This window comes from Micromonospora sp. WMMC273, from assembly GCF_027460285.1.
Lineage (GTDB): Bacteria > Actinomycetota > Actinomycetes > Mycobacteriales > Micromonosporaceae > Micromonospora > Micromonospora aurantiaca.
On record NZ_JAPZBE010000001.1, the window covers coordinates 3,993,874 to 4,006,511 of the forward strand.

Here is a 12,638-nt window from a genome sequence, read left to right on the forward strand (position 1 = left end):
CGCCCGCCCGGATCCGACAACCGGGCGTCGTCGATTTCCGGCTAGCCTGCGGGCGTGGCCCGCCCCCTGATGATCGCACTGATCGGTGTCGACGGTTCCGGCAAGACGACCCAGGCCAGGGCGCTGGCGGCGCGGCTGCGGGAGCGGGGTGTCCGGGCGCGGTACTTCGAGAACGCCGGTGGCCGGCCGCTGTGGAACCGGCTGGCCCGCGCACTCGGTCGCGCCGACGGGGTGGCGCTGTTCGGTCGTACCGTCTATCCGGCCCTGGAGGCGACGGTGCGCGCGGCGGCGATGGCCCGGACCGTGGCGGTGGCCCGCCTGACCGGACGGGTGGCGGTGCTGGACCGGTGGACCTGGTGCCAGGACGTGATCATGGCGGCCCGGGGCGACCGGGGACGGCACGTGGTGCGCGCCGTCTACGCGGTCTTCCCGCGCCCGGCGGTGGTGTGCTTCCTGGCCACCTCGCCCGAGGTGGCGCAGCGGCGGGTGGCCGCGCGGGCCATCGACACCGAGGAGCTGGCGCACCTGCGCGCGCTGGACGGGGCATACCGGGCGCTGCCGGAGTTCGGCTCGTTCGTCACGCTCGACGGCGACGGCACCCCGGACGAGGTGGCCGCCGCCCTCGATGCGGCGGTGCGTGCGGCGCGGCGGTGAGAGAGGCCGTTACCCCCGCTCACGCAACCAGCGCAGCACGTCCGAGGGCAGCTCACTCTCCTGGCGCTGCTCGCGGCGGTCCGGCTCGGTCCGCCGGGGCGGCTGCGGGCGCTGCGGGTCGCCGACCAGCGCCCGGCTCGGCGCGGTGAAGTCGGCCACCGGCTTGCCGGTGAGCGCCGTCTTGATGGTCCGCGCCACCGCGTCGATCACCTTCGCCTGCACGGCGGAGCCGACCAGGTCGGTGACGTCGTCCGGGTTGGCGGCGATGCCGGCGACCGCGACCTGCGGGGTGTAGCCGACGAACGTCTCGGTGGCGTTGCGCTCCGAGCTGCCGGTCTTGCCGGCCACCGGGCGGCCGACGATCCGGTCGACGGCGGTGGCGGTGCCGCCGTTGCACTGCTCGAACGCGGACTGCTGACCGACCGGGCAGCGGGCCGCGTCGGTGGCGGCGCGGGCCACGTCCGGTTCGAGCACCCGCTTGCAGGACGGCTGCGCCACGTCGACGGCGTCGCCGTCGGGCGCGGTCACCGAGACCACCGGCAGCGGCGTGCAGTACGTGCCCTCGGCCGCCACCGTGGCGTACGCGTTCGCCAGGTCCAGCGGGGTCGTGGCGGCCACGCCGAGCGTGAACGCGCCCCAGTTGGCGGCGTTGTCGCGGGCGAACGCGGCGTCGGAGTCGGCGCGGAAGGTGATGCCGAGGCGCTGGGCCATCTCCACCACCTTGTCCTCGCCGACCTGTTCGGCCAGCCAGACGAAGTACGTGTTGACGGACCGGCCGAAGCCGTCCCATATCATCCGGTAGCCGTCCATCCACTGCGGGTTGGCGTTGGCCGGGCACCACGTGCCGTCGCAATTGCCCTCGTCGTCCGAGGCGTACCGGGTGGGCAGCCGGCTCGGGGCGTCGAAGCCGGTGGACAGCGGCTTGCCCGCCTCCAGCGCGGCCAGCATGGTGAACATCTTGAACGTCGAGCCGGCCTGGTAGCCGTCGACGCTGGCGCCGCCGGAGATCAGCGGGTTGACCGTGTTCGGGTGGTTGGCCTGCCCGTCCGGGTTGGCGTCGAGGCTGTAGTGCCGGTTCACCGCCATCGCGAGCACCCGGCCGGTGCCCGGCTCGACCGCCGCGATCGGCAGCGCCCGCTTGTTGCCGTACCCGTAGACCTTGGTGGCCTGCTCCTGCGCGGTCTCCTGGATCTTCGGGTCGAGCGTGGTGACGACCCGGTAGCCGCCGCGGCGCAGCGCCTGCTCCCGCTCCTCGGGGGTGCTGCCGAACGCCGGCTGGGTGATCCACCAGCGGCGCAGGTAGTCGCAGAAGAAGCCCCAGTCGTCGTGGCCCTGGGCGGTGGCGGTGCAGCCGTTGGGCTGGGCGGTCGGGCGCAGCGTCAGCGCCTCGGCCTTGGCCGCGGCGGCCTGCTGCGCGGTGATCGCGCCGGTCTCGGCCATCGCGTCGAGCACGTACCCGCGCCGGGTCAGCGCCTGGTCCTTGTCGCCGTCGATCGGGCTGTACGCGTCGGGCGACTGGACCAGGCCGGCGAGCAGCGCCGCCTCGCCCAGCGTCAGGTCGGCCGGGGCCTTGCCGAAGTAGCGCTGGCTCGCGGCGGCGACGCCGTACGCGCCGGAACCGAAGTACGCGATGTTGAGGTAGCGGTTGAGGATCTCGTCCTTGGACAGCGACTGCTCCAGCGCGTTCGCGTACCGGATCTCCTGGAGCTTGCGCCCGACGGTCTGCTCGGTGGCGGCCTGCCGCTCCTCCGGGGTGCGGTTCGGGTCGGTCTTGAGCACGTTGCGGACGTACTGCATGGTCAGCGTGGAGCCGCCCTGCTCGGTGCCGCCGCCCTTGACGTTAGCCACCAGCGCACGGGCGATGCCGCGCAGGTCAGCGCCGCCGTGCGAGTAGAACCGCCGGTCCTCGGCCGCGATGATCGCCTGCCGCATCACCGGGGCGATCTCGGCCAGCGGCACGTCGGTGCGGTTCACGTCGTAGAACGTGGTGATCAGCGTCTTGCCGTCGTTTGCGTAGAGGTAGGAGCGCTGCGGCTGCACCGGGGTGCGCAGCGCGTCGGGCAGCTCCGCGTACGCGCCGAGCGCGGCCCGGGCGGCGAACCCGCCGAGCAGGCCGCCGGGAAGCGCGGCGAGCGCGAGGACGAGCCCGGCGAGCAGGCCGGCCAGCAGCACGGTGAACAGCCGCGACAGCGGCGACCTGGGAGACGGCATGGACGCAAGGATTGCCACGAAAGCCGCCTACCGGCCACCTCGCCAGGCAACTGTCAGTTACTTCACGGCGACCGCCCAGCTGAAGAAACGGTCAGCCCGCCCCGAGTGGGCCCTTCGGTGACGCGGGCGGCACGGGTGCGGCGGCGACGCTCGCCGCGGCGGCGTCCCGGGCGATGGTCTCGGGCACCAGGCGGCCGCTGCGGTAGCCGATGCCGATGCCGGCGACCAGCACGAAGATCGCGCCGAACGTCTGCAGCGAGCCGATCAGCGCGCCACCCAGCCCGAGCAGCGGGGCGGCGATCATCAGCATCGTCCCGTCGCCGTAGGAGAACATCCCGGACCGGGCGACCGACCAGCCGGTGAGGAACCAGCCCGCGCTGTAGAGGGTGGCGCCGAACAGCACGATGCCACGCGCGGTCACGCCGAACACCGGCGTCTGCTCGGCCAGCCCGGCGAAGGGCAGCATCAGCACCATCCCGCCGATGCTCGCCAGCAGCCCGGCCAGTGCGACGCGGCGGCAGCGGGTGGCGGCGAGCAGGCCGGTGAGCGCCAGCAGGGCGAGCAGCCCCAGCCACACCGAGGCGACCCAGCCGACCAGGTAGAGCGGCCGGCCGTCGGCCGGGTACGGGTCGTTGCCCACGCCGCCGTCGCTGGCCATCGCCACCAGGCCGTAGAGAACCGCGTACGCCGGGAGCAGCCAGACCGCCGCGCGGGCGAACCGGCGGATCGACCAGGCCCAGGTCGCGTCGGTGGCCGGCGCTCCCGGGCCGGGTTCGGAGACGAACGGCAGGACCCCGAAACCCCCTCCGGTACGCCGGGAACCGATCGGTCCGGCGGGGTCGTGCGCGCCGGGGACCGGGGTACGGGAGAACAGCCGGTTCGCCGGGTCCTTCATGCCTCACCTCGTTCGCGCCGCGGGTGGCCCGGGGCACGCAACGGCGCTCCGGCCCTGCTCACCACCCGTCCTGGAACCGATGGTGGCAGTCGCCGGAGCGCCGCATGAGGGATTCTCGGATTTGCCGGTCAGCCCCGCTCGCGCTGGTCCGCCGGGTCGTTCACCAGGCTGGCCGGGGACACCGGCTCCGGCGCGGGCAGACCCTTCGGATTGTTGCCGCCGGTGGCCTGCGCCTCCGCCACGCGTACCTCGTCGTGGATCTCCTGGGCCGCGACGGCCGCGGCCTGGGCGGCCTCGGCGGCCTCCCGCTCGACCTCGCCGGCGCTCTTGGCGGCCTCCGGCGACGGCACGTCGCCGGCCATGTTCGCCAGCCCGCCCAGCGCGCCGCCCATGCCCTCCAGGGCCTTGGTCAGCTCGGTCGGGACGATCCAGACCTTGTTGGCGGTGCCGTTGGCGATCTGCGGCAGCGCCTGGAGGTACTGGTACGCAAGCACCTTCTGGCTCGGGTTGGCGGTGTGGATCGCGTCGAAGACGGTACGGATCGCCTTGGCCTGGCCCTCCGCCTGGAGGATCCGGGCCTGGCGGTCACCGTCGGCGCGCAGCACCGCGGCCTGCTTCTCACCCTCGGCGGTGAGGATCTGCGACTGCTTGTGCCCCTCGGCGTTGAGGATCGCGGCACGGCGGTCCCGCTCGGCACGCATCTGCTTCTCCATCGAGTCGCGGATGCTCGGCGGCGGCTCGATCGCCTTGATCTCGACCCGGGTCACCTTGATGCCCCAGCGGCCGGTGGTCTCGTCCAGCACGCCGGACAGGTGCCGGTTGATCTCCTCGCGGCTGGTCAGCGCGCGCTCCAGGTCGAGCGAGCCGATCACGTTACGCAGCGTGGTGACGGTGAGCTGCTCGATGGCCTGGAGGAAGTTGGAGATCTCGTAGGTGGCGCGAACCGAGTCGACCACCTTGAAGTAGAGGACCGTGTCGATCGAGACGACCAGGTTGTCGGAGGTGATCACCGGCTGGGGCGGGAAGCTGACCACCTGCTCGCGCATGTCGACCTTGGTACGCACCGCGTCGACGAACGGCACCAGCAGGTTCAGGCCCGGGTTCAGCGTGCGCTTGTACCGGCCGAGTCGCTCCACCACGTCCTGACGCTGCTGCGGCACGATCCGCACCGCCTTGAACAGCGTCACCACACCGATCAACGCCACCGCGATCATCAGGATCGCCAGAAACTCCATACCGTTCACCTTTTCGCTTCGGGCAGCTCGCCCGGGGTGGAAATGTCGTCCTGCCATACCAGGGCGGTAGCGCCCCGGACCTTTATCACCTGCACCCGCTCACCCTCGGCGTACGTGCGCGTCGCGTCGTACGAGCGGGCCGTCCACAGCTCACCATCGATCTTGACCATGCCCCGGTCGGCGTCGACCGGCTCCAGGACCACAGCGGTGGCCCCTTCCAGCGCCTCGACCCCGAACGGCTGCTCCCCGGTCTCCAGCGCCGGCCGGGCATGCCGCCGGACCACCGGACGGACCACCGCCACCGACAGCGCCGACACCACCGCGAAGACCACCGCCTGGAGCGCCACCGGCGCACCGAGCGCCGCGGCGCCGGCGGCGGCGAACGCCCCGACCCCGAACATGATCAGGAAGAGCGTCGTCGTGAAGATCTCGGCGACCGCTAATACCACACCCAGAACGATCCAGAACACGGCGTCCACGAGAACAATCCTGACACGTCAACGCACGTGTCATCGAACTGTCATGATCGCTAGGCTCGGCACGGCGTACCGCGCCGCCGGCCGACGAGGAGGACGACATGCCCCTGCTGCCCGAGACCGCGCGTCAGGTGGACCTGCTGGTCGCCCGGGCCCAGGCCGAGGGGCGGGGTCCCTCGCTCGCCCTCGGCGTGGTCCGCGACGGCCGCCTGGCGCACCTGGCGGTCGCCGGTGAGACGCCCCGCCCGGACGGCGACCTCCAGTACCGGGTCGGCTCGATCACCAAGACCATGACCGCGGTGCTGGTGATGCAGCAGCGCGACGCCGGGCGGCTGGCACTCGACGACCCGCTCGACGCCCACCTGCCCGGCACCCCGGTCGGCGCGGTGACCGTGCGCCAACTGCTCGGCCACGTCGGCGGCCTGCAACGCGAGCCGGACGGCGACTGGTGGGAACGCGCCGAGGGCATGGACCTGGACACGCTGCTGGCCGGGCTGACACCGGGCAAGATCGCCTATCCGCCGCACTTCGTCTACCACTACTCGAACCTGGCGTACGGGCTGCTCGGCGCCGTGCTGGAACGGATCACCGGCACGCCGTGGGCGGAGCTGCTGACCGAGCGGCTGCTGACGCCGCTGGGCATGCGCCGCACCACGTACCACCCGGCCGAGCCGTACGCCCACGGCTACGTCGTCCACCCCTGGCACGAGACGCTGCGGGAGGAGCCGCGCACCGACACCGGGGCGATGGCGCCGGCCGGGCAGCTCTGGTCGACGGTCGAGGACCTGGGCCGCTGGGCGGCGTTCCTGGCCGACCCGGACCCGGCGGTGCTCTCCCCCGCCACGCTCACCGAGATGTGCGCCCCCGTCGTCATCAACGACCTGGACGCGTGGACCGGCGGGCACGGCCTCGGCATCGAGCTCTACCGGGTCGGCGACCGGGTGTACGTCGGACACGGCGGCTCCATGCCCGGGTACGTGGCCGGCCTGGCCGTGCACCGGCCGACACGCACCGCCGTGGTCAACTTCGCCAACGCGTACGGGCTGCGCGGCCACCACATCGGCGCGCTCGGCCGCGAGGCGCTCACGCTGGTGCTGGACGCAGAACCGGCCGCGCCCGCCCCGTGGCGCCCGGCCGGCCCGCCCGCCGCCGACGTGGCCGCGCTGACCGGCCGCTGGTGGTGGATGGGCGGCGAGTACGAGTTCCGCGTCGACGCCGCCGGTGACCTGGTCGGCGGTCAGGTGGGCCGGCCGCTGCTCCGCTTCACGCCGGAGGGCCCGGACCGGTGGCGGGGCCGCTCCGGCTCCCAGGACGGCGAGATCCTCACGGTGATCCGCGACGCTTCCGGCACCCCGACAGCCCTCGACATAGCCACCTTCGTCCTAACCCGAACCCCCGACGACCTCCCCTGACATCCCTCGCCCCCGCCCCCGCCGCCCCCGCCGCCCCGCCGATCTTGCACTTGTGGCCCCTATTTCGCCCCGCTATGCCCGATCCGCGGGGACCACAACTCCATGATCGACGCACGTGGCCGCCCTTCACCCCGGTGATCAAGGAGTTTGCGTCGGCGTTGATCTCCAGCACGCCCACAACTCCTTGATCAACCAGGCGAGGGGCACGAGGGCGCCGGAACAGAACCCGGAAGGGGCGGGGACAGGAGATCCGGGGGCGGGCGGAGCCGGCGCACGGCGGGGCCGGGGGCGACCGTGACCGGCGCAGGGATCAAGCCTGACCGCCCGGAGCCGGGCACGGTCGCCCCCGGACCCCAACCGCAACCACGGCCCTGACAACGACCACGACCGGGCAGCGACCAGTCAGACAGGCTCGGTGACGAAGTCGATCAGGCGCTCCATCGCGTTGATCAGCGGCGTCTCCACGTCGGCGAAGCTGTCCACCCGGGACAGGATGTGCCGCCACATGTCCGCCGGCTCACCCACCCCGAGCGCCGCGCAGACGCCCTCCTTCCAGGGCCGCCCGGGAGGAACCACGGGCCACGCCGCGATGCCGAGCGCCGCCGGGCGTACCGCCTGCCACACGTCGACGTACGGGTGCCCGGTCACCAGCACGTGCGGCGAGTTCACCCGGGCCACGATGCGGCTCTCCTTCGAGCCGGGTACGAGGTGGTCGACGAGCACACCGAGCCGGCGACCCGGGCCGGGCGCGAACGCGCGTACCTCGTCGGCGAGCGCGTCGATGCCGTCCAGCGGTTCCACCACCACGCCCTCGATGCGCAGGTCGTCGCCCCAGATCCGCTCGACCAGCGCGGCGTCGTGCACGCCCTCGACCCAGATCCGGCTGGCCTTGGCGACCTGCGCCCGTACGCCGTCCACAGCGATCGACCCGGACGCGGTACGGCGGCGCGCGGCGGGCACCGGTGCGCGGGCCGGGCGTCGCAGCGTGACCGGCCTGCCGTCGAGCAGGAACGCGGCGGGCAGCAGCGGGAAGTTGCGCCGCCGTCCGTGCCGGTCCTCCAGCACGACCGCGCCGGAGTCGAAGCCGACCACCGCGCCGCAGAACCCGGAGTCGGCGTCCTCGACCACCAGGTCGGGTTCGGCGTCGACCTCGGGGGTGACCTTCCGTCGTCGCCAGTCACCGGCCAGCACGTCCCCGTCGTATCGCCCCGCCATGCCGCTGACGCTAACCAGCGCCCCGGCGTGTCGCTCGCCGACGCGCCGACCGGGCCGTCATCCGTCGGCACGAAACGGTGCGAAGGGGGTAGTTGGGGCCAGGTCGCGCCGCCGGAGCGGCAGCCGAGACAGCAGCGGCGCGGAGCACGTACCCTTTCCGCATGTCCTCCCCCGCAACGGGCGCGGCCACACTGGCTCCGCGCCGGTCGAGCCGGTTCGTCGCCTGGGTGCGTGCCTGGCGAGCCGGCCTGGTGCCCTTCGACGAGGTGGCCGACGCCGTCGCCGGCGACGAGGAGCACCTCGTCGCCGACGCCCCCGGCACCTGGACCGACGTGTCGCTGCGGGAGGCGCTGCCCAGCCTCGCCAAGCATTCACCAGACGACATCCGCCTGGTGCTGCCCGCGCCCGGTGACCCGCGCGGCCTGCCCGGTCCGGGTGCGTTCGCCGGGGCGGCGCTGGTGGCGGGCGAGGCGGTGGTGGCGAGCGGGATGGGGCTGGTGCCCGAGGTCCGTACGCACACGTCCGGCTCGGGGATGACCTGGGAGACGGTGCTCTGGCGGGTGCATCCGCTACCGGCGGACGCGCCGAAGGCGTCCCTCACCACGCCCGGCGCGGCGGAGGCCGAGGCGGAACTCGCCGCCGTGCTGGCCGAGACCACCGCCACGCTGACCCGGCTGGACGTCGCACAGTGGCGGCCCGAACTCGCCGGGGCGCTCGCCGCGCTGCGCCGGCCGGACGGCGCCACCGACCTGCCGCCCGGCTTCGACCCGCGCGCCCGCCGCCTGTTCGCCCGCGCCGCCGTACTGGATCGGGTGCTCGCGCTGGCCGGGGAGAGCGCGCCCGGCGGCGCGGTGAACACCTACGAGGCGCAGCAGCGGGACGCGGCCCTGCGGCCGCTCACCACCGCGTGCCGGCAGGCCCTGGTGGCCGCCTGCAACGCGCCGCTGCGACTCTAGGGTCTGGTGTGAAAGTCGCTGGCCACGGGCCGCGGGCTGTGTTCCCATGCCGCAGTGAGGAGCGAGAACGTGTTCGGCGCGGACGTACCCCCGACTGTCCGACAGCGGTCTGATCGCGACCTCAGTGACTGTGTGCGGGTGCTGGCAGAGGTTCATGAGCGCGACGGTTATCCGGTGAGCTGGCCCGATTTCCCGGCCGCATGGCTCACGCCGCCATCGCTCATCGCCTCCTGGGTGGCGGAACTGGGTGGCCGCATGGTCGGTCATATCGGCTTGTCCCGAAGCGACGCGGGAGACGCGGCACCTGGGCTGTGGGGCGCTCGTGCAGGTGTGAGTATCGACGCGACTGCCGTGGTCAACCGGTTGTTCGTCGCTCCGTCGGCCCGCGGCCACGGGATCGGTGCGCTGCTGATGGCGCAGGCTGTCGAAGAAGCACAGCATCGCGGTTTGCATCCCGTGCTCGACGTGGTGGCTTCTGACACTGCGGCGGCGGCTCTGTACGAGAGGCTCGGCTGGCAGCTGCTGGCCACAGTCGAACAGCGGTGGAGCCCGGAGCAGAAGGTCGCCGTCCGGTGTTATGCGGCGGCAACCTGAGGGTAGTGCCCCTGGTCACAGCCGTTCGTTGAGGACTGCGACCGGCACGGCCGCCTCGTAGCGTACGGCACGCTTGTCGTATCTCGTGGCGACCGCACGATGGCGCTTGAGCCGGTTGACGCCGCATTCGACCGCATGCCGCTCGCGGTAGTCGGTCTTGTCGAACTTCGGTGGCCGCCCACCGCCTGGCCCTCGCGGCACCGGAACCGGACGGACGCCGCGGCTCAGACCTCGTCGATCAGGTCGGCCACCGAGTCGACGATCCGCGACGGACGGTACGGGTACCGCTCGGCCTCGGTCCGGCTGCTGATGCCGGTGAGCACCAGGATCGTCTCCAGCCCGGCCTCCAGGCCGCACAGGATGTCGGTGTCCATCCGGTCGCCGATCATCGCGGTCGACTCGGAGTGCGCGTCGATGGTGTTCAGCGCCGAGCGCATCATCATCGGGTTGGGCTTGCCGACGAAGTACGGGTCGACACCTGTCGCCTTCGAGATCATCGCAGCCACCGAGCCGGCCGCCGGCAGCGCGCCCTCCATCGACGGGCCGGTGGCGTCGGGGTTGGTGCAGATGAACCGGGCGCCGTCGTTGATCAGCCGGATCGCCTTCGTTATCGCCTCGAAGCTGTAGGTGCGCGTCTCCCCCAGCACCACGTAGTCCGGGGCGAAGTCGCTGAGCACGTACCCCACCGCGTGCAGCGCCGTGGTCAGGCCGGCCTCACCGATGACGTACGCGGTGCCGCCCGGCCGCTGGTCGGCCAGGAACTGGGCGGTGGCCAGCGCGGACGACCAGATCGCCTCCTCCGGCACGTTCAGCCCCATCCGGGCCAGCCGCGCCTGGAGGTCGCGGGGCGTGTAGATGGAGTTGTTCGTCAGCACCAGGAACGGCTTGCCGGAGGCACGCAGCTTCTTGACGAACTCCGGGGCACCGGGCACCGGCTGCCCCTCATGCACCAGCACGCCGTCCATGTCGGTGAGCCAGCTCTGCACCGGCTTGCGGTCAAGCATCGTGTCGTCCCCAGGGGTGTCGTCGGGTCGGGCTCAGGGCCGGCGGGCCGGGGGTACGCAGCACAGCGCCGGGCAGGTGTCCCAGGCCGGCAGTTCGCCGAGTCGGCGGCGCAGCCGCTCGCCGTCCGGGGCGGTGCGCTCCAGCACCAGCTCGCGGACCATCGTCACGAACCGGGGGTCGACCCCCGGGGTGCCGGCGCGGACGAAGTCCAGGCCGAGCTGCTTGGCCGTCTCCAGCGCCTCGGTGTCCAGGTCCCACACCACCTCGAGGTGGTCGGAGACGAAACCGATCGGGCTGACCACCACGCTCGTCACGCCCTGCTCGGGCAGCGTCGCCAGGTGGTCGTTGACGTCCGGCTCCAGCCACGGCACCTGCGGCGGCCCGGACCGGCTCTGCCAGACCAGGTCGTACTCCAGGTCGGGCGCGGCCGCGGCGTGCACCAGCCGGGCGACCTCCTCGAGCTGGGCGGTGTAGCGGCCGCCGTGCGGGCCGGCGGTGGCCGCCGCGGACATCGGGACGGAGTGCGCGGTGAAGACCAGCCGGGTGCTGTCCCGCTTCGCCGGGTCGAGCTGGGCCAGCGCGGCGCGGACCGCGTCGGCGTGCGGCTCGATGAAGCCGGGGTGGTCCCAGAACTGGCGCAGCTTCTCGATCAGCGGGGCGTCCGGGCCGACGGCGGCGCGGGCCGAGGCGATGTCCTCCTGGTACTGCCGGCAGGAGGAGTAGCCGCCGTACGCGCTGGTGACGAACGCCAGGGCCCGGGTGATCCCGTCGTCGCGCATCCGCGCCACCGTGTCGGCGAGCATCGGATCCCAGTTGCGGTTGCCCCAGTAGACCGGCAGGTCGACGCCGTTGGCGGCGAAGTCCGCGCGGATCGCCGCGAGCAGGTCACGGCACTGCTGGTTGATCGGCGACACCCCGCCGAAGTGCAGGTAGTGCTCGGCGACCTCGGCCAGCCGCTCGGGCGGCACCCCCCGCCCCCGGGTCACGTTCTGCAGGAACGGGAGAACGTCCTCGGGCCGCTCCGGGCCGCCGAAGGAGACCAGCACCAACGCGTCGTACGCCATGGGGCCATTCTTCCTCGCCCGCCGTCACGGCGTGGCGACGCCCCCTGGTCGGTGTGGTGACCACCCGGGCCGCAGCGTGTTAAAAAGGGCCCCTTCCGCTGCACGAGGCGTTGAGAAGGGGCCCTTCCTTACATCTCAGGCGCCGATGGCGTGGTAGCCGCCGTCGACGTGGACGATCTCACCGGTGGTGGCCGGGAACCAGTCGGACAGCAGCGCCAGGCAGGCCCGCGCGGCGGGCTCCTGGTCGGTGAGGCTCCAGCCCAGCGGGGCCCGCTCGGTCCAGGCGTCCTCGAACTGGTCGAAGCCGGGGATGGACTTGGCCGCGATGGTGCGCAGCGGGCCGGCCGCGACCAGGTTGCTGCGGATGCCCTGCTTGCCCAGGTGCAGCGCCAGGTAGCGGGAGGCGGACTCCAGCCCGGCCTTCGCCACGCCCATCCAGTCGTAGACCGGCCACGCCTTGGTGGCGTCGAAGGTGAGGCCCACCACGGCGCCGCCGGCGGACATCAGCGGCAGCGCGGCCATCGCGAGGGACTTGTACGAGTAGGTGGAGACCTGGAGCGCGGTGGCGACGTCCGCCCAGGGGGCGTCGAGGAAGCCGCCGCCGAGGCAGCTCTGCGGGGCGAACCCGATCGAGTGCACCACGCCGTCGAGGCCGTCGACGTGCTCGCGTACCTTGTCGGCGAGCCCGGCCAGGTGCTCCTCGTTCGTGACGTCCAGCTCGATCACGGGCGCCGGCTCGGGCAGCCGCTTGGCGATCCGCTCCACCAGGGAGAGCCGGCCGTAGCCGGTGAGCACGACCTGGGCGCCGTTCTCCTGGGCGAGCTTCGCCACCGAGAAGGCGATCGACGCGTCGGTGATGACGCCGGTGACAAGCAGCCGCTTACCGGCGAGAAGTCCGGACATTGCGTGTCTCCTCCGTGC

Annotated in this window: 12 protein-coding genes; 4 read left to right on the plus strand and 8 right to left on the minus strand. The window is 72.8% G+C overall.

The genetic code is table 11. From position 1 onward, the window contains the following. Window positions 1-54 precede the first annotated feature (54 nt). The gene (locus tag O7611_RS18330; RefSeq protein ID WP_269697298.1) at window positions 55-654 is read left to right on the plus strand and encodes a thymidylate kinase; all 600 of its coding nucleotides are present in this window, start codon (window positions 55-57) and stop codon (window positions 652-654) included. A 9-nt stretch (window positions 655-663) separates the two neighbouring features. Here O7611_RS18330 and O7611_RS18335 read toward each other — a convergent pair whose 3' ends face one another. The 4 genes from O7611_RS18335 to O7611_RS18350 form a co-directional block, all read right to left on the minus strand. Beyond that, entirely contained in the window at window positions 664-2,865 is a 2,202-nt protein-coding gene (locus tag O7611_RS18335; RefSeq protein ID WP_228532927.1) for a transglycosylase domain-containing protein, read from the minus strand. A 91-nt stretch (window positions 2,866-2,956) separates the two neighbouring features. Then, window positions 2,957-3,760 carry a hypothetical protein gene (locus O7611_RS18340; protein ID WP_194803064.1) on the minus strand — a complete coding sequence of 268 codons (804 nt, stop codon included), beginning with the start codon at window positions 3,758-3,760 and terminating at the stop codon, window positions 2,957-2,959. 128 nt (window positions 3,761-3,888) lie between these two features. Continuing rightward, window positions 3,889-4,995, minus strand: coding sequence for an SPFH domain-containing protein (locus tag O7611_RS18345; RefSeq protein WP_013287363.1), 1,107 nt, complete (start codon window positions 4,993-4,995; stop codon window positions 3,889-3,891). Window positions 4,996-5,000: 5 nt separating this feature from the next. Next, on the minus strand, window positions 5,001-5,474 hold the full coding sequence (locus O7611_RS18350) for an NfeD family protein (RefSeq protein ID WP_194803063.1): 474 nt from the start codon (window positions 5,472-5,474) through the stop codon (window positions 5,001-5,003). Window positions 5,475-5,572: 98 nt separating this feature from the next. Between O7611_RS18350 and O7611_RS18355 the strand changes: the two genes are divergently transcribed. Beyond that, window positions 5,573-6,883 (plus strand): serine hydrolase domain-containing protein, encoded by a 1,311-nt coding sequence (locus O7611_RS18355; protein WP_194803062.1) that lies wholly within the window; start codon window positions 5,573-5,575, stop codon window positions 6,881-6,883. A gap of 402 nt (window positions 6,884-7,285) precedes the next feature. Here O7611_RS18355 and O7611_RS18360 read toward each other — a convergent pair whose 3' ends face one another. Then, complete coding sequence (locus tag O7611_RS18360; protein WP_194803061.1) at window positions 7,286-8,098, minus strand: DUF3097 domain-containing protein; 813 nt, start codon at window positions 8,096-8,098, stop codon at window positions 7,286-7,288. A gap of 161 nt (window positions 8,099-8,259) precedes the next feature. On the opposite strand from O7611_RS18360, the gene O7611_RS18365 reads away from it, so the two are divergent. Beyond that, window positions 8,260-9,054 carry a hypothetical protein gene (locus O7611_RS18365; RefSeq protein WP_135241109.1) on the plus strand — a complete coding sequence of 265 codons (795 nt, stop codon included), beginning with the start codon at window positions 8,260-8,262 and terminating at the stop codon, window positions 9,052-9,054. A gap of 138 nt (window positions 9,055-9,192) precedes the next feature. Further along, on the plus strand, window positions 9,193-9,648 hold the full coding sequence (locus tag O7611_RS18370) for a GNAT family N-acetyltransferase (RefSeq protein WP_269697299.1): 456 nt from the start codon (window positions 9,193-9,195) through the stop codon (window positions 9,646-9,648). 224 nt (window positions 9,649-9,872) lie between these two features. On the opposite strand, the gene O7611_RS18380 is transcribed toward O7611_RS18370, so the two are convergent. From O7611_RS18380 to fabI, 3 genes are all read right to left on the minus strand, one after another. Continuing rightward, window positions 9,873-10,652, minus strand: a complete 780-nt coding sequence (locus O7611_RS18380) for an HAD-IIA family hydrolase (RefSeq protein ID WP_269697300.1) — start codon at window positions 10,650-10,652, stop codon at window positions 9,873-9,875. A gap of 33 nt (window positions 10,653-10,685) precedes the next feature. Next, window positions 10,686-11,717: a ferrochelatase gene (locus O7611_RS18385; RefSeq protein WP_194803059.1), complete on the minus strand. Its 1,032-nt coding sequence runs from the start codon at window positions 11,715-11,717 to the stop codon at window positions 10,686-10,688. Window positions 11,718-11,852: 135 nt separating this feature from the next. Further along, window positions 11,853-12,620 (minus strand): enoyl-ACP reductase FabI, encoded by a 768-nt coding sequence (gene fabI / locus O7611_RS18390; RefSeq protein ID WP_135241111.1) that lies wholly within the window; start codon window positions 12,618-12,620, stop codon window positions 11,853-11,855. Window positions 12,621-12,638 lie beyond the last annotated feature (18 nt).